Raw genomic sequence first — 18,420 nt, forward strand, 5'->3', positions numbered from 1 at the left:
TTCACATACCCTCTTGCGGATGCCGGGTCCCGCCCCAATCTATTCAATGTGAAGAGAGTTTACATCACCCGCTTGAGAGGACACTGACAATGACCACCTATGCCCAAACCCAGACCGTGACCGGCGGTGTGCTGCGCTGGCTCGATCGCGCGGCCACATGGCTGGACCAGCGCGGCAAACTGGCCTGGATCGCCGTTCTGGTGATCAGCTTTGCCACGATCTGGCCGGTCGGCCTCGCTATTCTCGCCTATATGATATGGAGCAAACGCATGTTCGGATCCTGCAACGCACGCCGCAAGGCGGCCCCCACCGTGACCATGTCCCGCAGCAGCGGCAACACCGCCTTCGACGCCTATCGCGACGAAACACTGCGCCGCCTCCAGGACGAGCAGGCCAGCTTCGAGCAATTCCTCGACCGTCTGCGCCAGGCCAAGGACAAGGCCGAGTTCGACCAGTTCATGGACGAGCGCGCCCGCACCCCTCGCGGCGCCGATCACGGCCCCGACGCGGAAAAGGATGCGGAAACCTCGAAAGAGGACTGAGTCCATCCACGCCATTCCGGGCAGGGTAGCCGCCCTGCCCGGAGTTTTTGCGCGCACTTGAACCCCAGCGCTGCGATGGTTTGATAACGTGAGGCGCGCCGCGCCCTATCGCAGGAAAGAGACGAAGATGTACAGCCCCGACCCCGCCCACAACAGTGCCGCCGCATATGGCGGGCTGCCCGACCCCGTCGCGCAGCCTGAATTCTATGCGGGCGTGACGATGAAACGGTTCCTCGCCTGGATCGTCGATTCGGTCATGATCCTGATCTTTTGCGTTGTCGCACTGATTCTGACCCTGGGCATCGGATTTTTCTTTCTGCCCGCGCTGATGCTGGCGGTCGGGCTGGTCTACCGCAGCGCCACGCTGGCGCGCGGCTCGGCGACCTGGGGCATGGCGCTGATGGCGATTGAGCTGCGCCGCCATGACGGCACGCGGCTGGATCCGATGACCGCAGTCATTCATACATTATGCTACAGCGCCTCGATGGCCTTCGCGATTCCGCAGGTGATCTCGGTGCTGCTGATGCTGGTCGGCGGGCGCGGCCAAGGCCTGACCGATGTCGTGCTGGGCACCGCCGCGATCAATCGCCGCGCCGTTCTCTGACGTGTGGCGGGATTCCCGGCTTGGCCCCGGTCGTCTAGATTGCTAGGCTCCGCGAAACGCTGCTGAAAACGGTCCTTGATGCGACATACCAATACGATAGCGCCGCAGTTCTACGTGACTGCGCCCCAGCCCTGCCCGTATCTGGAGGGCCGGATGGAGCGCAAGCTGTTCACGGCCCTGCAAGGCGACGGCGCACAGCGGCTGAATGACGGACTGAGCAAGCAAGGCTTTCGCCGCTCGCAGAACGTGCTTTATCGCCCCTCCTGCGCCGATTGCGCCGCCTGCATGTCGGCGCGGATCAGCGTCACGGATTTCACCCCCTCGAAAAGCCAACGGCGGGTCATGCGCCGTAATGCCGGCCTTGAGCGGCGGGCGACCTCGCCTTGGGCGACCGAGGATCAATATGCGCTCTTTCGCCGCTACCTTGAATCGCGTCACGCGGCAGGGGGCATGGCGGATATGGATGCGTTCGAATTCGCCTCGATGGTCGAGGAAACCCCCATCCGCACGCGCGTCGTCGAATATGTGGAGCGTGAGACCGGCGCGCTGGTTGCCGTCTGCCTGACCGACGTACTCGAGGACGGGGTCAGCATGGTCTATTCCTTCTTCGATCCGGATTTGACCCGCCATTCGCTGGGCACCTATATCATCCTCGATCACATCGAAATCGCGCGCGAGGCCGGATTGCCGCATGTCTATCTGGGCTACTGGGTGCCCGGATCGCCGAAAATGGGCTACAAGGCCGGGTTTTCGGGGCTGGAGTTGCATGTCGGCGGCCAGTGGGAGTTGATGCGCGACCCCGAGGATTACTCGGCCAAGGCACATCCGCTGTCGAACGATCCCATCTCCGAGCAGGTGGCCGGCATCACCCTGCCCGATGGCGAGCCGCTGAGACGCGGCTGACACCTGTTTACGCCGATAGCGCGATGGGCAAATCATGCCGCCTCTGAGCCAGTTTGCGGCGCTCCCGGCCTTTCCCTTGGCGATTAATTCCCTAATGTCCCGGCAACGCCTTTGCGCAACAGATGGACCCCCGCCATGAGCACCGATCCCCTCGTCGTCTTCACTCCTTCGGGCAAGCGTGGCCGCTTTCCGGTGGGCACGCCCGTTCTGACGGCCGCGCGGCAGCTGGGCGTCGATCTCGATTCGGTCTGCGGCGGGCGGGGCATCTGCTCGAAATGCCAGATCACGCCCAGCTATGGAGAGTTCTCCAAGCATGGCGTGACCGTGGCCCCTGATGCGCTGTCGGAATGGAACTCGGTCGAGCGGCGCTATGACGAAAAGCGCGGCCTGAAGGCCGGGCGCCGCCTTGGCTGCCAGGCGACCGTGCAGCGCGACGTCGTGATCGACGTGCCGCCCGAAAGCCAGGTCCATCGCCAGGTGGTGCGCAAGGCCGCCTCGGCCCGCGTGATCGAGATGGACCCGGCGACGCGCCTCTACATGGTCGAGGTGGACGAGCCCGACATGCACGAGCCCACCGGCGACATGGAGCGCCTCGCCCGCGCGCTGCGCGAGCAATGGGAAATCCCGGCCATCACCGCCGATCTCAGCCTCATGTCCAAACTGCAGCCGACCCTGCGCAAGGGCAAATGGCAGGTCACGGTTGCCCTGAACAAGGGCCATGAGAGCGATGTGGCGCGCGTGCTGGAAATCTGGCCGGGCCTGCATGAGGACGGGCTCTATGGCCTGGCCATCGACCTCGGATCAACCACCATTGCCGCGCATCTGACCGATCTGGATACCGGCGCCGTCATCGCGTCCTCGGGCATCATGAACCCGCAGATCCGCTTTGGCGAGGATCTGATGAGCCGCGTCAGCTATGCGATGATGAACCCTGGCGGGGACAAGGAAATGACCCGCGCCGTGCGCGAGGCAATCAACACGCTGGCCGAGGAGATCGCCAAGGAAGCGGATATCGCCCCTCACCTGATCGTCGAGACGGTGTTCGTCTGCAACCCGGTCATGCACCACCTCCTCTTGGGCATCGACCCGGTCGAGCTGGGCCAGGCGCCCTTCGCGCTTGCGACCTCGGACAGCATCTCGATGGACGCGCGCGAGCTGGACCTGAGCGCGATCAACCCGCGCGCGCGTGTCTACATCCTGCCCTGCATCGCGGGCCATGTCGGCGCCGACGCCGCCGCCGTGGCCCTGTCCGAGCAGCCGGGCAAGTCCGAAGATCTGGTCCTGATCATCGACGTCGGCACCAATGCCGAGATCCTTCTGGGCGACAAAGAGGGCGTTCTGGCCTGTTCTTCGCCCACCGGCCCGGCCTTCGAGGGGGCGCAGATCAGCTCGGGCCAGCGCGCCGCGCCCGGCGCGATCGAGGCGATCCGCATCGACCCCGAGACGAAAGAGCCGCGGTTTCGCGTGATCGGCAGTGACCTCTGGTCCGACGAGGACGGCTTCGACGCCGCCATCGGCGCCTCGGGCATCACCGGCATCTGCGGGTCCGGCATCATCGAGGCGGTGGCCGAGCTGCGCATGGCTGGCCTCATGGACGAGAACGGCCTGATGGGCAGCGCCGAGGCCACTGGCACGCCCCGCATGGTGCCCGAGGGGCGCACCCATAGTTATCTGGTCCACGACTCGACCGATGAGGGCGGCCCGCGCATCACCGTGACCCAGGGCGACATCCGCGCGATCCAGCTTGCAAAATCCGCGCTTTATGCGGGCGCGCGCCTGCTGATGGACGAGCGCGGGGTCGACAAGGTAGACCGCGTGGTGCTGGCTGGCGCGTTCGGTGCGCATATCTCGAACCTGCACGCGATGGTGCTGGGCATGATCCCCGACGCGCCGCTGGAGAAGGTGACATCGGCGGGCAACGCGGCCGGAACCGGCGCGCGCATCGCACTGTGCAGCCTCAAGGCCCGCGCCGAGATCGAACGCACGGTGCGCCGCATCCACAAGGTGGAAACCGCGATCGAGCCCAAGTTCCAGGAGCATTTTGTCGCCGCCAACGCGATCCCCCACAAGACGGCCACCTTCCCCGAGCTGTCGAAAATCACCACCCTGCCCAGCCCGAACTTCAACGCAGGCTCGGGCGGCGGCGAGGATGGTGGTCGGCGCCGCAGGCGGCGGGGGTAAAACCGGGCGCGGCTTAGGAATTTCTAAAGTCCTGCGGTCTATTCAACGGGTTCCATTCATAACGGGATACCCATTGATGCACCGCACCTTGCCGCTCACCCTCTCCGCTCTTTTGCTGCTGACCGCCTGCGCGGGCCGCGAGCCAAACCCGATCAAGGAGATACATGACGGCGACGCGCGCTTGTCCTGCGGCGAGCTGCGCCGCGAGATCGACGTCAACAGCAAGGCCATTCAGGGGCTGATCGACGAAAAGCACAGCAAGCAGACAAAGAACGTCGTTGCCGGAACGGCCGGGGCGATCTTGTTTTGGCCGGCCCTCTTCTTCATGGATCTCAAAGGGGCGTCCGCTGAAGAAGCGCGGGCCTACCAGCGGCGCAATCAGGGTTTGCTCAGCCGCTACGAGGCGCGGGGATGCAAGCCCGCCATCGCCATCCGGACCTATGATCCCTCCAAGTCAGGAGGCGAGGCCGAGGCAAAGCGCATCGCGCAGGATGCCAAGGTCAAGAACGCGCCAACCAAATGATCGCGCCGCCGCGACGGGGCGCAGACGTCTTCGGATGGCGATGCACCCCGTCAGGCATGTTCAGTAGTTTCCGGCCACGTATTTCGCGATGGCCCCGCCACGCGAATTGACGTCCAGTTTCTGATAGATCGCCTTGAGGTAATACTTGACGGTATTTTCCGAGAGGCCCAGCCGCGCTGAAATCTGAAAATTGGTCAGCCCATTGGCCAACAGTCCCAGGATCTCATGCTCGCGCCGCGACAGCGTATCGGTCGTCTCGTTTGCCAATCGGCGCAGGATCTCGGTCGGGACGATGGAATGGCCATCCACCAGCTTGCCCAGGATCTTGGGCAGGCTAATCAGGATCTGCGCCATCATGCAGACAGAATTGGCCCCGGCCTTGATCGCCGCACGGATAAAGGCGAACTCTCCTTCGTCGGCCACCACGACAACCAGTGCGGCGGGATAATCGCGCCGGATCATCTCCATCGCGGTGGCCAGATCGCAATCCGCCAGCCGGACGCCGAGGATCACAATAACGCGGCCCTTTTCGCCCTCGAGCGCCGCGCGAAGAGCTGCCAGATCGGTCGCGAACGCACCCAGCTCGGTCCCCGAAATCTGCCCGACAAGCGAGCCGATCCCCTGGCACACGATCAGTTGCCGGTCCGCAACGATCACCCGCGCATCTGTCAAAACGGTCTCCTCCATCGCTTGATTGCTGCATATCGGCGCGCCGTTGTCACGGGTTTTCTACGTGGCGCGCCGGGCGAACTCCCTGATCTTGCGGTGTTTTTTGGTGTGCCATGGTATGCCGCCCTCCGCCCTCACCCTGCCGGGTAGGCCCGCCCTACCCGTTCGGCGCGCCGTCACGGCAAATCGCGGACAGGCCCATGCGGACGGGCGTTGCGGCTGTGCGCAGCGATCCCGATACATATCCGCAGCAACAGGAGAAGACTTATGCATGGCACGTCCCATCTATTCATTCCCGGCCCCACCAACGTCCCCGAAGAGGTGCGCCGCGCCATGAACATTCCGATGGAGGATATGCGTGCGCCCGATTTCTGCGATTTCGTGCGCCCCCTTCTCGAAGACATAAAGAAGGTGTTCCGCCTCAAGGATGGCCGCGTGTTCATCTACCCGTCCTCGGGCACGGGCGCGTGGGAATCCGCCATTTCGAACACGCTGGCGGCGGGCGACAAGGTGCTGATGGCGCGGTTTGGCCAATTCTCGCTACTCTGGGCCGACATGGCCGAGCGTCTGGGCCTCGACGTGGATCTGATCGAGGTCGAGTGGGGCAAGGGCGTGCCGGTCGAAGCATATGCTGCCAAGCTGAAGGCCGATACCAACCATGCTATCAAGGCCGTTTTCGTCACTCATAATGAGACAGCGACAGGTGTGACTTCGAACGTCAAGGCTGTGCGCGATGCGCTGGACGCGGCGGGCCATCCCGCGCTGCTCTTTGTCGACGGCGTCAGCGCCATCGGCTCGATCCCGTTCAAGCAGGAGGATTGGGGCGTCGATCTGGCCGTGGCAGGCTCGCAAAAAGGTTTCATGCTGCCTGCGGGCCTCGGCTTTCTGGGCGTGTCGGACAAGGCGCTGGCGATCAACGCGTCAAACAGCCCCAAGATGCCGCGCAGCTATTTCGCCTTCGACGAGATGATCAAGCTGAACGACACCGGCTATTTCCCCTACACGCCGCCAACCCAGCTTTTGCGCGGTCTGCGCGTCTCGCTGGACATGATGCTGGCCGACGGGATGGAGGCCGTCTGGGCACGCCACGCTTATCTCGCCGAAGGCGTGCGGCAGGCCGTCGCCCAGTGGGAGGGGTGCAGGCTGGTCGCCGCTGCGCCCGAATGGCAGTCGGATACTGTCTCGGCCATATATACGCCCGAAGGCGTGGACGCGAAGGACGTGATTTCGGGCGCTTATTCGAAGTATCGCACTTCTCTTGGCAGCGGCCTGAGCAAGCTGGCGGGCAAGGCGTTCCGCATCGGCCATCTGGGCTCGCTCAACTCGGTGATGCTCTGCGGTGCGCTGTCGGCGACCGAAATGGCGCTGCGCGATGCGGGCGCCAGGATCACGCCCGGTGCAGGTGTCGCGGCCGCCCAAGAGCATTACCGCAAACATGCCTGAGCTTTTTTAAGCCGCCATTAACCATGCCCCGCCGATAGTCGGGGCATGAGCATGAATGCCGCCATCCCCCTGACGCCCGAGCAATGGATGCGCGGCGTCTTGGGCACGCAGGCCGCGCGCGATGGCCGTGTCCTGCGCCGAAAGCTGGATCATTTCAACCGGTATGTCGGACGCGCCCGCTTCGTCGCGGAATGGCAGCGCTGCGGCTATCATGCGGTCGAGAATGGCGGTCAGATGATCATCTTTTGCAATAACGAGCCGGTGCGCATCGTGCCCTAGCGGAAAACATTCGTTTTCCGCACCCCGCTGCATGCCATAGCGCCTGGCCCGGGTAGCGCCGCCCTACCCGTTCGCGGCGCGGGCCCCTCCCAGACCTCGCAAAGCTACCCGTGCGAAAGTAGGCGGCGGGCGCGGGCTGAGGCAGTCTGACCCTCGTGACATGATCCGAGGGAGGATACCGACATGAGCTACACCTTGCACCCGCTCAAAAAACAGCGCTTGCAGCGATCCGAACTGGCCGTGCCCGGCTCGAACCCATCGATGATCGAAAAGGCCGCCGATAGCGATGTCGATTACATCTTTCTCGACCTCGAGGATGCCGTCGCACCGCCCGACAAGGTTCAGGCGCGCAAGAACATCATCGAGGCTCTGAACGACATCGACTGGCGCGCGAAGGGCAAGACCATGTCGATCCGCATCAACGGCCTTGATACGCATTACATGTATCGCGACGTGGTCGACATCCTCGAACAGGCCGGCAGCCATGTGGACACGATTCTGGTGCCGAAGGTGGGCGTGCCGGGTGACCTCTATACTGTGGAAACCATGGTCAGCCAGATTGAGGAAGCGATGGGCCTGACGCACAAGATCGGCCTCGAGGCGCTGATCGAAACCGCGCTTGGCATGGCCAATGTCGAGGCGATCGCCGCCGCGCCCGGACGGCTGGAGGCGCTGCATTTCGGCGTGGCGGACTACGCCGCATCCAACCGCGCGCGCACCGTTGTCATCGGCGGGCTGAATCCCGACTATCCCGGCGATCAGTGGCATTTCGCGCTTAGCCGCATGACCGTCGCCTGCCGCGCCTACGGCCTGCGCGCGATCGATGGCCCCTTCGGCGATTTCAACGACCCGGACGGCTATACCCTCTCGGCCAAACGCGCCGCCGCACTTGGAATCGAAGGAAAATGGGCCATCCACCCCAGCCAGATCGCTTTGGCGAATGAAACCTTTTCGCCGCCCGAGGCCGAAGTCACCCGTGCGCGGCGCATCATCGAAGAGCTTCGCAAGGCCGAAGCGCAACGCAAGGGGGCGGCCAGCCTCGATGGAAAGATGATCGACGCCGCCAGCGAGCGCATGGCCAACAACGTGCTGCAGGTGGCCGATGCCATCACGGCCAAGGGATGAGGTAGCGCCATGGATATCCACGAATATCAAGCCAAGGACCTGCTGAAGAAATTCGGCGTCAACGTGCCTAGAGGCGGCATCGCCTATTCCCCCGAGCAGGCTGTCTACCGCGCGCAGGAACTCTCGGGCGAGCGCGTGGTCGTCAAGGCGCAGATCCATTCCGGCGCGCGCGGCAAGGCTGGCGGCGTCAAGATCTGCAGCACGGATGACGAGATCGCCGATGCCGCTGCCTGGATGCTGGGCCGCAAGCTGGTCACGCATCAGACCGGCCCCGGCGGCAAGCTGGTCGGGCGCCTCTATATCGAGGAGGCGACCGATATCGCGCAGGAGCTTTACCTCGGCTTCGTCATGGACCGCACCGAGGAGCGCGTCGTCGTTGTCGCCTCGGCTGAGGGCGGGATGGAGATCGAGGATATCTCATCGGACGAGCCGGACAGCATCATCCGCTCGGTCGTCGATCCGGCGGTGGGCATGCAGGCCTTTCAGGCGCGCGAGATCGCGTTTCAGCTGGGGCTTGAGCCCGCGCTGATCCCCCAGGCGGTCAAGCAGATCACCGGCGCCTACCGCGCAATGGACGAAATGGACGCCGCCATGGTCGAGATCAATCCGCTGGTTGTCACCAAATCGGGCGAGATCGTCGCGCTGGACGCCAAGCTCAGCTTTGACGACAACGCGCTTTTCCGCCACCCCGAGATTTCCGAACTGCGCGACAAGAGCCAGGAGGACCCGCGTGAGACCTATGCCGAGGATCGCGGCCTCAGCTATATCGGCCTTGAGGGACATATCGGCTGTATCGTCAATGGCGCGGGCCTCGCCATGGCGACGCTGGACATGATCAAGATGTCGGGCGGCGAGCCGGCCAATTTCCTTGATGTCGGCGGCGGGGCCAGCCCGGAACGGGTGTTGATGTCCTTCAAAGCGGTCCTCAACGATCCCAAGGTCGAGGCGATCCTCGTCAACATTTTCGCTGGCATCAACCGCTGCGACTGGATCGCCGAGGGCGTGGTGCGCGCGGTCAAGGAGCTTGAGCTGACCATGCCGCTGGTCGTGCGCCTGTCGGGAACCAATGTCGACGAGGGGCGCAAGGTGCTGGCTGACAGCGGCCTCGACATCACCACTGCCGAGACATTGGCGGATGCCGCGGACAAGGTGGTTGCGGCATGGAAATCTTCATCCAAGACGGGGGCGAACTGATGGCCATCCTCATCGACAAGACATCAAAGGTGCTCGTCACCGGCCTGACGGGCCGCATCGGCAGCTTTCATACCGAGGAGATGCGCGCCTATGGCACCAACGTCGTTGGCGGCGTGACCCCCGGGAAGGGCGGCGCACTCCACAATGGCCTGCCGGTCTTCAACACCGTCAAGGGTGCGGTTGCCGAGACCGGCGCGACGCTGGCCATCTGCTTCGTCCCGCCCCCCTTTGCGGCTGACTCGATCATGGAGGCGGCGGATTCCGGGATCGAGACCTGCGTCTGCATCGCCGACGGCATCCCCACGCAGGACATGATCCGCGTCAAACGCTACATGCGCCGCTACAAGGAGGCGCGCCGCATGCGCCTGATCGGGCCCAACTGCGCTGGCATCATCACGCCGGGTCAGGCTTTTGCCGGCCTCATGCCGCCGGCCATCTATCTGCCGGGCCGCGTTGGTATCGTCGGACGGTCGGGCACGCTGGGCTATGAGGCGGCCAGCCAGATGAAGGCGCGCGGCATCGGTGTGTCGTCCTCCATCGGGATCGGGGGCGATCCCATCAACGGCTCGTCCTTCCGCGATATCCTCGAGCTGTTCGAGAAGGATCCGGGCACCGACGCGGTCGTCATGGTGGGCGAGATTGGCGGCCCGCAGGAGGCAGAGGCGGCCGCCTATATCCGCGATCACATGACCAAGCCCGTCGCGGCCTATGTCGCGGGCCTGTCGGCACCCAAGGGACGGCGCATGGGGCACGCAGGCGCCATCGTGTCAGCCTTCGGCGAGTCGGCGCAGGAAAAGGTCGAAATCCTGTCGGGGGCCGGTGTGACAATTGTGCCCACCCCTTCGGCCTTTGGGGAGACGGTGGAAAAAATGCTGGCATGACAACAGCTTGGCGGGGCATCGGCCCTGCCTTGCCGATGCGGTTCTTTGCATATTGCCATTGCCCAAATTTTGCCGCAATTGCACCGCATTCACGCCCCGGTTCACGGCGAGCATGGGGAATCACACCAGCTGCCAGCTGGAAATACCTCCGGCGCGTGACCCTTTCTTCAGGAGCACTCAGATGCCAGATTCGACCCCCGCCCCCAAGCCGCAATCGGCCAAAGCTACCGAACCCGCCCAGACCATGACACAGCGCCCTGCGGCGCGCCCGTCCAAGACGAAACCGCAGATCATCTCGCGGCAGGTCTTCAGCGATTTCGCCAACATCTGAGCGCTGGCGCGCCCCAAGATCGGGCGCTAGGCTGCACATATGAGCGCCGCGCCTGATCCCGTCTCCGCCATCCGAAATCTGGGTCCCGCCGTCGAAGCGGCTTGCGCCCGCGCCGGCATCCATTCGGCCGAGGAGCTCCGCGCGCTTGGCCCCGATGCCGCCTATGCGCGCCTGATCGCGGCGGGAACGCAGCCACATTTCATCGGCTTTTATGCCATGGTCATGGGCCTTCAGGGCCGCCCTTGGAATGATTGCCAGGGCGCCGAGAAGGCCGCCCTGCGCGCCCGGTTCGACCAGATCAAAACCGCCACGCAAGCCTCCCAATCCAATGAAAAAGGCCGCACCCCGATGGATGCGGCCCTTGATGAGATCGGTGTGATCCCGAAACGATCTGACGCTTAGCCGACCAGTTCGAGACCCGCAAAGAAATACGCGATTTCCTCTTTTGCCGTCTCGGGCGCGTCCGAGCCGTGGACCGAGTTTTCGCCAACGCTCTCGGCGAATTCGGCGCGGATGGTGCCGGCGGCGGCATCGGCGGGGTTAGTCGCGCCCATCACTTCGCGGTTCTTGGCAATGGCGCCTTCGCCTTCCAGCACCTGCACGACGACCGGGCCGGAGGCCATGAATTCGCACAGCTCGCCATAGAACGGACGCTCGGCGTGAACCTTGTAGAACTCGCCCGCTTGCGCCGGGGTCAGGTGGATGCGCTTTTGTGCGACGATGCGCAGACCGGCATCCTCGAACTTGGCGTTGATCTTGCCGGTCAGGTTGCGCTTGGTCGCGTCGGGTTTGATGATGCTCAGTGTGCGTTCTTTAGCCATGTCAGCCTCTATATGTGTGGGTGATGATATGGGCGCTGCGGTAACACGCGCGGGAACCGGGTAAAAGACCTATTCGGGCTGCGACACTATGGCTTCGTTTTACCATTTCTATTCCCGATAGTTTCGATCAAGTAACCGTCACGAACCAATATACACACAAGGACTCCGCAGATGACCTTTAAAGCCGTCTTGGCCGCATCGGCCCTCGCCCTGACCGCCACGCCATTATTCGCCGAGAATTCAGGCCGGCTGACCTATGACCAGTTCGAGTTGGCCGTACCGCATATGGACCTCGCAACCTGCCCGCCCTCGATGGAGCAAGAGGACAGCTTTTGCCGGGCGACGCTGCGGCACGATGAAATCCACGTCTTTGCCTTCAGAAACGAAGGCGATCAGCCGATGACAGGTTTCAAATCCTTCCCCGCCGAAGGGCTGTCCACGTTGCTCGACTAAGACGTTGACAAGGGCGGAGCGGTCCGCCATCGCTCCGCGCATGCTGCGCATTGATGACATATCCTACTCCGTCGCGGGCCGCCCGCTGATCGAAAACGCCTCGGCCACCATCCCTGACGGGCATAAGGTGGGCATTGTGGGCCGCAACGGCACGGGCAAAACCACGCTCTTTCGTATCATCCGGGGCGAATTGGCGCTGGAGGGCGGAGCCATCACCCTGCCCCAGCGCGCCCGCATCGGCGGTGTCAGCCAGGAGGTGCCCGGCAATGAGGTGTCGCTGATCGACACTGTCCTCGCTGCCGACACCGAGCGGGCGGCCTTGTTGGCCGAGGCCGAGACGGCGACCGACCCCACGCGCATTGCCGAGGTGCAGACGCGCCTTTCGGATATCGACGCCTGGGGCGCCGAGGCCCGCGCGGCCTCGATCCTCAAGGGACTTGGCTTTGACGACGACCAGCAACGACAGCCGTGCAGCGCCTTCTCGGGCGGTTGGCGGATGCGCGTAGCGCTGGCCGCTGTCCTCTTCTCGCAGCCCGATCTGCTGCTCCTCGACGAACCGACCAACTATCTCGACCTCGAAGGCGCGCTCTGGCTGGAAACCTATCTGGCCCGCTATCCGCACACCGTGCTGATCGTCAGCCATGACCGGGGCCTCCTGAACCGCGCTGTCGGCTCTATCCTGCATCTCGAGGACAAGAAGCTGACGCTCTATCAGGGCGCCTATGACACCTTCGCCGAGACACGCGCTGCTCGGCTGGCGGCCGCCGAATCCGAGGCGAAAAAACAGGAGGCGCGCCGCGCGCATCTGCAAAGCTTTGTTGATCGCTTCCGCGCCAAGGCGTCCAAGGCCGTGCAGGCGCAATCCCGCCTCAAGATGATCGCCAAGATGAAGCCGATCACCACCCCGCAGGAGGCTGCGCTCAAGAAATTCACCTTCCCCTCGCCCGAGGAACTGTCACCGCCCATCATCCATATGGAGGGCGGCTCGGTCGGCTATGACGGCAAGGCGATCCTGCAACGTCTGAACCTGCGCATCGACCAGGATGACCGCATTGCGCTTCTCGGCAAGAACGGCGAGGGAAAATCTACCCTTTCCAAACTCTTGGCGGGCAAACTTGAAGCGATGGGCGGCAAGATGACCACCTCGTCCAAGCTGCGCGTCGGCTTCTTCGCGCAGCATCAGGTCGAGGAGCTGCATGTCGACGAGACGCCCATCGATCATATCCGCCGCCTGCGCCCCGGCGAGACGCCATCGCGCCTGCGTGCGCGCCTCGGCGGCTTCGGCATCGGCGCCGAGCAGGCCGAGACGCTGGTGGGCAAGCTCTCGGGCGGGCAGAAGGCGCGGCTCAGCCTCATGCTGGCCACCATTGACGCGCCGCATATGCTCATTCTCGACGAGCCGACCAACCACCTCGACATCGAATCGCGCGAGGCGCTGGTGGAGGCGCTGACCGCCTACACAGGCGCCGTGATCCTCGTCAGCCACGACATGCACCTGCTCAGTCTCGTCGCCGACCGCCTCTGGCTGGTCAAGGATGGTGGCGTCTCGTCCTATGAGGGCGATTTGGAGAGCTATCGCGCCATGTTGCTGGCGGGCGACAAGCCCGCGCCGAAGCCCAAGGAGCAAAAGCCGAAGCGCCCCACGAAGGATGCCATCACCGCGCTCAAGCAGGACGTGAGGAAATGCGAGGAACGCGTTGAAAAGCTGAACATAATGGCCGACAAGCTGGCCCGGAAACTGGCCGATCCCGCAATGTATGACGAGGATAACAAGGACGAGGCGACCGTCTGGCAAAAGAAGTATTCGGAGGTGATGGAGGCGCAGGAGCGCGCCGAATCCCTCTGGATGCGCGCGCTGGAAAAACTGGAACGCGCAGAGGCATGATAGCCAACCCCGCCTTGAGACGGTAAGGAGAGGCATGGAAAGCGCCGCCCTCATCACCACGTTCGTCACGCTCTTCATCGTGCTTGACCCGTTCGCCTTGGCGCCGCTGTTCCTGGCGCTGACGCGAGGCATGGACAAGCATATGCGCCGCGTGATCGCCATTCGTGCCTGCCTGATGGGCGCGGCCCTGCTCTGCGTCTTTGGCGCCTTTGGCGAGGCGGTGCTGGGTTTTATTGGCATTTCGATGCCCGCCTTCCGCATCGCGGGCGGCATCCTTCTTTTTCTCACCGCGCTCGACATGCTGTTCCAGCGCCGCACCGCGCGGCGCGAGGATACGGCCGAGCAGGATGACCATGACGATCCCTCGATCTTTCCGCTGGCCATCCCCCTCATCGCCGGCCCCGGCGCCATTGCCACGATCATCCTGCTGACGGGTGAGCATCGCGGCATGAGCGGGCTTGCATGGGTGCTGGGCACGATGCTTTTCGTCATGACGCTGGTCTTCATCTCGTTCCTTGGCGCGGGGATGCTGGAGCGCGCGCTTGGCAAGACCGGCATTGCCGTTGTCACCCGCGTCCTCGGTATGCTCTTAGCGGCGCTGGCGGTGCAATTCGTGCTGGACGGTCTGCGCGGATTCGGCATTGCGGCATAACACGCGCCGGGTCATCTGGCGAAACCGCCCGGCGCGCCTTATCTTGATCCCATGAACACTGATTTCGATACCGCAAACCTCATCTACCTGGTCGTGCTGGGCAGCGCCGTCATGATCTGGTTCTTTGCCGCCAACCGCAATTCACTGGGCAAAACGGTTCAGCAGGCGGCGGTCTGGGGGCTGATCTTCATCGGCGTGATCGCCGCCATCGGCCTTTGGGACGAGATCAGCGGCACGGTCGCGCCCCGCCAGCTGGTCAGCTCGGAAGCGGGCCGGATCGAGCTGCCCCGCGCGCCGGACGGGCATTACTACCTCGCCGCCGAAGTGAACGGCGCGCCGATCCGCTTTGTCGTGGATACTGGCGCCAGCGATATCGTGCTCAGCCGCGATGATGCCATTGCCGCGGGGCTGCACCCCGAGGATCTGGAATTCACCGGGCAGGCCAGCACCGCCAACGGGATCGTGCGCACCGCGCCCGTGCGCCTCGACAGCCTTTCTGTCGAGGGGATCACCGACCGCAGCGTGCGCGCCGTCGTCAACTCGGGCGAGCTGCGCGAGTCTCTACTGGGCATGGGCTATCTCGAGCGGTTCACCAACATGCAGATCACCGGCGGCACGCTGATCCTGGAACGCTAGGGCACCGGGGTCCTGCGACACCCCACCGCAGGACGAATTGATCAAGATCAATCACCCTGCGGTGTTTGCGCTTACATTCATCTAAGCGAATGCGTTCATTCAAGGAGATATCCCATGCGTCTTTTGCCTGCCCTTACCCTTTGCGCCGCCGTCTTCGCCGCAGCGCAGCCCGCCGCCGCACAGGATGCGCCCGCCAAGGTCGTGACGGTCGTCACCAGTGCCGATGCACAGACGCAGCTGATGGCCATGGTGCTGACCATGCAATCGGTTCAGCAAGGGGCTGAAGGCTATATGCTTCTTTGCGGGCCGGGCGGCGATCTGGCGCTCAAGGACGCGCCCGAGAGCGCGACCGCGGGCCAGCCGCCCAAGGGCATGAGCCCGCAGGGCCTGATGCAGAAGATCCGCGAGGCAGGCGCAACCGTCGAGGTCTGCGCGATCTACCTGCCCGGCAAGGGCGCCGAGGCGGACGTGCTGCTGGACGGCATCACCGTCGCCAAGCCGCCCGAAATGGCCGCGCGGCTGATGGCCGCCGATGCGCGCGTCCTGTCATTCTGAACCGGCACGGAGGATTGAGCCATGAAGACCTGGATCGCGGCGGCCCTTGTCGCCGTCACACTGGGTAGCCCCGTCTTTGCAGCGGATGCGCCCGAAGACCCTGACGAGCAAACCGAATGGGGCCTCTACCTGACGGCCCGCGAAGCATATGAAATGAAGATGGCGCGCGGCGACGAGGTGCTGTTTGTCGATGTGCGCGAGCCGATCGAGATCATGTTCACCGGCTGGACGGACGTGGTGGATCTGAACGTGCCTTTCCTATTGGTGGATCCCACCACATGGAATTCTGAAAAGCCTGTCCTACAGATGCGCAAGAACCCCGCTTTCGCCGACCTGATCGCCGCGGCGCTAGAAGCACGCGGCATGGACAAGGACACGCCCGTGATCCTGATGTGCCGCTCGGGCGGCACGCGCGGCGCGCCTTCGGCCAACGCTTTGGCCGAACTGGGGTTGAGTGAGGTCTACGTCGTGGTCGACGGCTTCGAGGGCGGCTCGCTCAAGGACGACCCGCGCGGGCCTTGGCGGCTGAAGGATGGCTGGAAGAACAGCGAACTGCCTTGGAGCTACAAGATGAACAAGGACAAGATCCCGCTGCGCAGCGAGTAAGCATCGCTGGACACGGCCGGACAACCCAGCCCGCCCGTCCTAGGACGTGGCGGGCTCTTTTTCGGCCTTTTTCTCCCAGCGCCCCGACGCCTCGGACCAGTATTGCGCGGCGCAGCCCGCGTCAGTCAGCGCCTTCCACTGAGTGCGCGCATGGGTAACCGCGGCCTCGTCATTGCCATCGAAGAGCACACAGACCCGGTCAAGGCGCTGCACCTCTTCGGGCTGCACCTCGGCGCCGCCCACCGCCATCAGGCAACTGGCGCCGTTGGGCATGTCCGCCAGCGTGGTCAGCAGGATCGGCTGATCCGCCTCATGCGGCTGGCCTGCGCGGCCGTGCGGCAAAAAGGCATCGTCGCCCCCTGCGCTCCACAGGGCCTCATCCAGCGCATCCATGCGCGCGGAATCGACCCCGCGCACCGCCACGCGCCAGCCCGCACTGCGCGCCTTGTCCAGCAGCATGGGCAAGGTCACCTCCAGCGGGGCGCGCGTCAGATGGTAGAAATAGGCTGCGCCCATCAGCCCTCCCCGGACATGTCCTCAACAAGGCGATTGAGCGCCATGACGCCCCAGCCCGTCGCGCCCTTGGGGGCGTAATCCGTGGCATCCTTGACCGAAGCGACGCCGGCGATATCCAGATGCATCCAGGGCGTGCCCTCCTGCACGAAGCGCTGCAGGAACTGCGCGGCGGTGATCGAGCCCGCGGGCCGCCCGCCCACGTTCTTCATGTCTGCGATCTGGCTTTTCAGCTGGTCGTCATAGGACTTGCCCATCGGCATGCGCCACGCGCCCTCGCCCTCGGCGCCCGCCGCCTTGAGGAAGTCGCCCGCAAGCGTGTCGTCATTCGAGAAAACGCCCGCGTTGTCGTGGCCAAGACCGATGATAATGGCCCCTGTAAGGGTGGCCAGATCGACCATCGCGCGCGGCTTGTAGGTTTCCTGCGCATACCACATCACATCGGCCAGAACGAGCCGGCCCTCGGCGTCGGTGTTGATGATCTCGACGGTGTCGCCCTTCATTGAGGTCACCACATCGCCGGGGCGCGTCGCGCGGTCCGAGGGCATATTCTCGACCAGCCCGACAAGGCCGACGACATTCGCCTTGGCCTTGCGCAGCGCCAGCGTGCGCATGACGCCGGCAACGACGCCCGCGCCGCCCATGTCCATTGTCATGTCCTCCATGCCGGCGGCGGGCTTGAGGCTGATGCCGCCAGTGTCAAAGACAACGCCCTTGCCGACCAGCGCCAGCGGCGCATCGCCCTTGGCGCCGCCTTTCCATTCCATGATCGCAACCTTCGAGGGGCTGGCACTGCCATGACCGACACTCAGCAAAAGGCCCATGCCGAGGCTCTCCAGCTTGTCCTCCTCCAGCACGGTCACTTTCAGGCCAAGGCTCTCCATATCCTTGATGCGCTTGGAAAATTCGGTGGTCGTCAGGTGATTGGCCGGCTCGCTGACCAGATCGCGGGTGAAAAAGACGCCTTCGGCCACCGCGCGCGCGGCTTCGACCTCCGCTTTGATCTCATCGGGCTTTGAGACCATCATCGTCACCTCGCCCAGTGCTTTCTTTTCGTCCGTCTTGCGGTCGGTGAAGCTGTAGGCGCGCAGGATGAGACCCAGCATCAGATCGACAGGACGGCGCTGCTGCGCGGCCAGCACCGTCATGCCGCCCTTGTCCAAAAGCTTGCCCAATGCCGCGCCGCCCTTGCGCGCCTCGATCTCCTTGGCGCCCCGCTCAAGGCAGAGCACGTCGACCGCCTCGGCCTTGAGACCCGTGGGCCAGGCCAGCGTTTTCACGTCGCCCGATTTCATGTCCTCCAGCGCGCCACTTTCTATCATCCGCGCCAGCGCGCCCCTAGTCAGCTTGTTGATGCGCCGCGCGCCTGCGCCCAGCTTGCCGTCCTTGCCGATCACGACGGCGATGCGGCCCTTGGCCTCGGCCAGCATGTCGAAATCGGTTTCGATGATCCGGGTGGATGCGGGTGCGGTCATGTAGTGGCTCCTGAAAGGCTGTGGCGACCGGGCGGCTGGGCCCGGTATGCGCCGATGCGTGTCATGTACTCTCTGCGCCGGACTCTGCGCATTTTCGCCCCGAGTGCAATGGCCGCCGCACCGGCGGCGCGGCGCCGCCCATTGCCCGG

Annotated in this window: 22 protein-coding genes; 18 read left to right on the forward strand and 4 right to left on the reverse strand. The window is 64.2% G+C overall.

What is annotated here, in order from left to right; genetic code table 11:
• Positions 1-89 precede the first annotated feature (89 nt).
• The 5 genes from ACEWPL_RS03715 to ACEWPL_RS03735 all read left to right on the forward strand — a co-directional run bounded on the left by ACEWPL_RS03715 (position 90) and on the right by ACEWPL_RS03735 (position 4,753).
• Positions 90-542, forward strand: coding sequence for a DUF2852 domain-containing protein (locus ACEWPL_RS03715; RefSeq protein ID WP_393930003.1), 453 nt, complete (start codon positions 90-92; stop codon positions 540-542).
• 127 nt (positions 543-669) lie between these two features.
• Complete coding sequence (locus ACEWPL_RS03720; RefSeq protein WP_393930001.1) at positions 670-1,146, forward strand: RDD family protein; 477 nt, start codon at positions 670-672, stop codon at positions 1,144-1,146.
• Between the two features lie 78 nt (positions 1,147-1,224).
• The gene (locus ACEWPL_RS03725; protein ID WP_393929999.1) at positions 1,225-2,049 is read left to right on the forward strand and encodes an arginyltransferase; all 825 of its coding nucleotides are present in this window, start codon (positions 1,225-1,227) and stop codon (positions 2,047-2,049) included.
• A gap of 135 nt (positions 2,050-2,184) precedes the next feature.
• Positions 2,185-4,230 (forward strand): ASKHA domain-containing protein, encoded by a 2,046-nt coding sequence (locus ACEWPL_RS03730; protein WP_393929997.1) that lies wholly within the window; start codon positions 2,185-2,187, stop codon positions 4,228-4,230.
• Positions 4,199-4,753, forward strand: coding sequence for a hypothetical protein (locus ACEWPL_RS03735; RefSeq protein ID WP_393929995.1), 555 nt, complete (start codon positions 4,199-4,201; stop codon positions 4,751-4,753). The genes ACEWPL_RS03730 and ACEWPL_RS03735 overlap by 32 nt, the downstream gene beginning before the upstream one ends.
• Positions 4,754-4,813: 60 nt before the next feature.
• Here ACEWPL_RS03735 and ACEWPL_RS03740 read toward each other — a convergent pair whose 3' ends face one another.
• On the reverse strand, positions 4,814-5,425 hold the full coding sequence (locus ACEWPL_RS03740; protein WP_393929993.1) for a helix-turn-helix transcriptional regulator: 612 nt from the start codon (positions 5,423-5,425) through the stop codon (positions 4,814-4,816).
• A gap of 264 nt (positions 5,426-5,689) precedes the next feature.
• Between ACEWPL_RS03740 and ACEWPL_RS03745 the strand changes: the two genes are divergently transcribed.
• The 7 genes from ACEWPL_RS03745 to ACEWPL_RS03775 all read left to right on the forward strand — a co-directional run bounded on the left by ACEWPL_RS03745 (position 5,690) and on the right by ACEWPL_RS03775 (position 11,077).
• Entirely contained in the window at positions 5,690-6,865 is a 1,176-nt protein-coding gene (locus ACEWPL_RS03745) for an aminotransferase class V-fold PLP-dependent enzyme (protein WP_393929991.1), read from the forward strand.
• 45 nt (positions 6,866-6,910) lie between these two features.
• Positions 6,911-7,144: an N-(5'-phosphoribosyl)anthranilate isomerase gene (locus ACEWPL_RS03750; RefSeq protein WP_393929989.1), complete on the forward strand. Its 234-nt coding sequence runs from the start codon at positions 6,911-6,913 to the stop codon at positions 7,142-7,144.
• 183 nt (positions 7,145-7,327) lie between these two features.
• Entirely contained in the window at positions 7,328-8,269 is a 942-nt protein-coding gene (locus tag ACEWPL_RS03755; RefSeq protein WP_393929987.1) for an HpcH/HpaI aldolase/citrate lyase family protein, read from the forward strand.
• 9 nt (positions 8,270-8,278) lie between these two features.
• The gene (locus ACEWPL_RS03760) at positions 8,279-9,463 is read left to right on the forward strand and encodes a malate--CoA ligase subunit beta (RefSeq protein WP_393929985.1); all 1,185 of its coding nucleotides are present in this window, start codon (positions 8,279-8,281) and stop codon (positions 9,461-9,463) included.
• Positions 9,463-10,344: a succinate--CoA ligase subunit alpha gene (gene sucD / locus ACEWPL_RS03765; RefSeq protein WP_393930215.1), complete on the forward strand. Its 882-nt coding sequence runs from the start codon at positions 9,463-9,465 to the stop codon at positions 10,342-10,344. Before ACEWPL_RS03760 ends, sucD begins: the two co-directional genes overlap by 1 nt.
• 181 nt (positions 10,345-10,525) lie before the next feature.
• Positions 10,526-10,675, forward strand: coding sequence for a hypothetical protein (locus tag ACEWPL_RS03770; RefSeq protein WP_393929983.1), 150 nt, complete (start codon positions 10,526-10,528; stop codon positions 10,673-10,675).
• 39 nt (positions 10,676-10,714) lie between these two features.
• Positions 10,715-11,077: a TfoX/Sxy family protein gene (locus tag ACEWPL_RS03775; protein ID WP_393929981.1), complete on the forward strand. Its 363-nt coding sequence runs from the start codon at positions 10,715-10,717 to the stop codon at positions 11,075-11,077.
• On the opposite strand, the gene ndk is transcribed toward ACEWPL_RS03775, so the two are convergent.
• The gene (ndk, locus tag ACEWPL_RS03780) at positions 11,074-11,496 is read right to left on the reverse strand and encodes a nucleoside-diphosphate kinase (RefSeq protein WP_393929979.1); all 423 of its coding nucleotides are present in this window, start codon (positions 11,494-11,496) and stop codon (positions 11,074-11,076) included. The two genes, ACEWPL_RS03775 and ndk, sit on opposite strands and share 4 nt — an antisense overlap.
• Before the next feature lie 171 nt (positions 11,497-11,667).
• Between ndk and ACEWPL_RS03785 the strand changes: the two genes are divergently transcribed.
• From ACEWPL_RS03785 to ACEWPL_RS03810, 6 genes are all read left to right on the forward strand, one after another.
• Positions 11,668-11,949, forward strand: coding sequence for a hypothetical protein (locus ACEWPL_RS03785; RefSeq protein WP_393929977.1), 282 nt, complete (start codon positions 11,668-11,670; stop codon positions 11,947-11,949).
• A gap of 40 nt (positions 11,950-11,989) precedes the next feature.
• Positions 11,990-13,834, forward strand: a complete 1,845-nt coding sequence (locus ACEWPL_RS03790; RefSeq protein ID WP_393929975.1) for an ABC-F family ATP-binding cassette domain-containing protein — start codon at positions 11,990-11,992, stop codon at positions 13,832-13,834.
• Between the two features lie 34 nt (positions 13,835-13,868).
• Complete coding sequence (locus ACEWPL_RS03795; protein ID WP_393929973.1) at positions 13,869-14,486, forward strand: MarC family protein; 618 nt, start codon at positions 13,869-13,871, stop codon at positions 14,484-14,486.
• A 51-nt stretch (positions 14,487-14,537) separates the two neighbouring features.
• Positions 14,538-15,122 (forward strand): retropepsin-like aspartic protease family protein, encoded by a 585-nt coding sequence (locus ACEWPL_RS03800; protein ID WP_393929971.1) that lies wholly within the window; start codon positions 14,538-14,540, stop codon positions 15,120-15,122.
• A gap of 114 nt (positions 15,123-15,236) precedes the next feature.
• Positions 15,237-15,677, forward strand: a complete 441-nt coding sequence (locus ACEWPL_RS03805) for a DsrE family protein (protein ID WP_393929969.1) — start codon at positions 15,237-15,239, stop codon at positions 15,675-15,677.
• 21 nt (positions 15,678-15,698) lie between these two features.
• The gene (locus ACEWPL_RS03810; protein WP_393929967.1) at positions 15,699-16,283 is read left to right on the forward strand and encodes a rhodanese-like domain-containing protein; all 585 of its coding nucleotides are present in this window, start codon (positions 15,699-15,701) and stop codon (positions 16,281-16,283) included.
• Between the two features lie 39 nt (positions 16,284-16,322).
• Here the strand turns inward: ACEWPL_RS03810 and ACEWPL_RS03815 are convergent, their stop codons facing one another.
• Positions 16,323-16,799, reverse strand: coding sequence for a DNA polymerase III subunit chi (locus ACEWPL_RS03815; protein ID WP_393929965.1), 477 nt, complete (start codon positions 16,797-16,799; stop codon positions 16,323-16,325).
• Positions 16,799-18,271 carry a leucyl aminopeptidase gene (locus ACEWPL_RS03820; protein WP_393929963.1) on the reverse strand — a complete coding sequence of 491 codons (1,473 nt, stop codon included), beginning with the start codon at positions 18,269-18,271 and terminating at the stop codon, positions 16,799-16,801. The genes ACEWPL_RS03815 and ACEWPL_RS03820 overlap by 1 nt, the downstream gene beginning before the upstream one ends.
• Between the last annotated feature and the right edge of the window lie 149 nt (positions 18,272-18,420).

This window comes from Roseovarius roseus (assembly GCF_043355935.2).
Taxonomy (GTDB): Bacteria; Pseudomonadota; Alphaproteobacteria; order Rhodobacterales; family Rhodobacteraceae; genus Roseovarius; species Roseovarius roseus.

Coding starts and splice junctions, on each gene's coding strand:
- ACEWPL_RS03715 (WP_393930003.1), top strand. CDS start 90: ATGACCACCTATGCCCAAACCCAGACCGTGACCGGCGGTGTGCTGCGC.
- ACEWPL_RS03720 (WP_393930001.1), top strand. CDS start 670: ATGTACAGCCCCGACCCCGCCCACAACAGTGCCGCCGCATATGGCGGG.
- ACEWPL_RS03725 (WP_393929999.1), top strand. CDS start 1,225: ATGCGACATACCAATACGATAGCGCCGCAGTTCTACGTGACTGCGCCC.
- ACEWPL_RS03730 (WP_393929997.1), top strand. CDS start 2,185: ATGAGCACCGATCCCCTCGTCGTCTTCACTCCTTCGGGCAAGCGTGGC.
- ACEWPL_RS03735 (WP_393929995.1), top strand. CDS start 4,199: ATGGTGGTCGGCGCCGCAGGCGGCGGGGGTAAAACCGGGCGCGGCTTA.
- ACEWPL_RS03745 (WP_393929991.1), top strand. CDS start 5,690: ATGCATGGCACGTCCCATCTATTCATTCCCGGCCCCACCAACGTCCCC.
- ACEWPL_RS03750 (WP_393929989.1), top strand. CDS start 6,911: ATGAGCATGAATGCCGCCATCCCCCTGACGCCCGAGCAATGGATGCGC.
- ACEWPL_RS03755 (WP_393929987.1), top strand. CDS start 7,328: ATGAGCTACACCTTGCACCCGCTCAAAAAACAGCGCTTGCAGCGATCC.
- ACEWPL_RS03760 (WP_393929985.1), top strand. CDS start 8,279: ATGGATATCCACGAATATCAAGCCAAGGACCTGCTGAAGAAATTCGGC.
- sucD (WP_393930215.1), top strand. CDS start 9,463: ATGGCCATCCTCATCGACAAGACATCAAAGGTGCTCGTCACCGGCCTG.
- ACEWPL_RS03770 (WP_393929983.1), top strand. CDS start 10,526: ATGCCAGATTCGACCCCCGCCCCCAAGCCGCAATCGGCCAAAGCTACC.
- ACEWPL_RS03775 (WP_393929981.1), top strand. CDS start 10,715: ATGAGCGCCGCGCCTGATCCCGTCTCCGCCATCCGAAATCTGGGTCCC.
- ndk (WP_393929979.1), bottom strand. CDS start 11,496: ATGGCTAAAGAACGCACACTGAGCATCATCAAACCCGACGCGACCAAG.
- ACEWPL_RS03785 (WP_393929977.1), top strand. CDS start 11,668: ATGACCTTTAAAGCCGTCTTGGCCGCATCGGCCCTCGCCCTGACCGCC.
- ACEWPL_RS03790 (WP_393929975.1), top strand. CDS start 11,990: ATGCTGCGCATTGATGACATATCCTACTCCGTCGCGGGCCGCCCGCTG.
- ACEWPL_RS03795 (WP_393929973.1), top strand. CDS start 13,869: ATGGAAAGCGCCGCCCTCATCACCACGTTCGTCACGCTCTTCATCGTG.
- ACEWPL_RS03800 (WP_393929971.1), top strand. CDS start 14,538: ATGAACACTGATTTCGATACCGCAAACCTCATCTACCTGGTCGTGCTG.
- ACEWPL_RS03805 (WP_393929969.1), top strand. CDS start 15,237: ATGCGTCTTTTGCCTGCCCTTACCCTTTGCGCCGCCGTCTTCGCCGCA.
- ACEWPL_RS03810 (WP_393929967.1), top strand. CDS start 15,699: ATGAAGACCTGGATCGCGGCGGCCCTTGTCGCCGTCACACTGGGTAGC.
- ACEWPL_RS03815 (WP_393929965.1), bottom strand. CDS start 16,799: ATGGGCGCAGCCTATTTCTACCATCTGACGCGCGCCCCGCTGGAGGTG.
- ACEWPL_RS03820 (WP_393929963.1), bottom strand. CDS start 18,271: ATGACCGCACCCGCATCCACCCGGATCATCGAAACCGATTTCGACATG.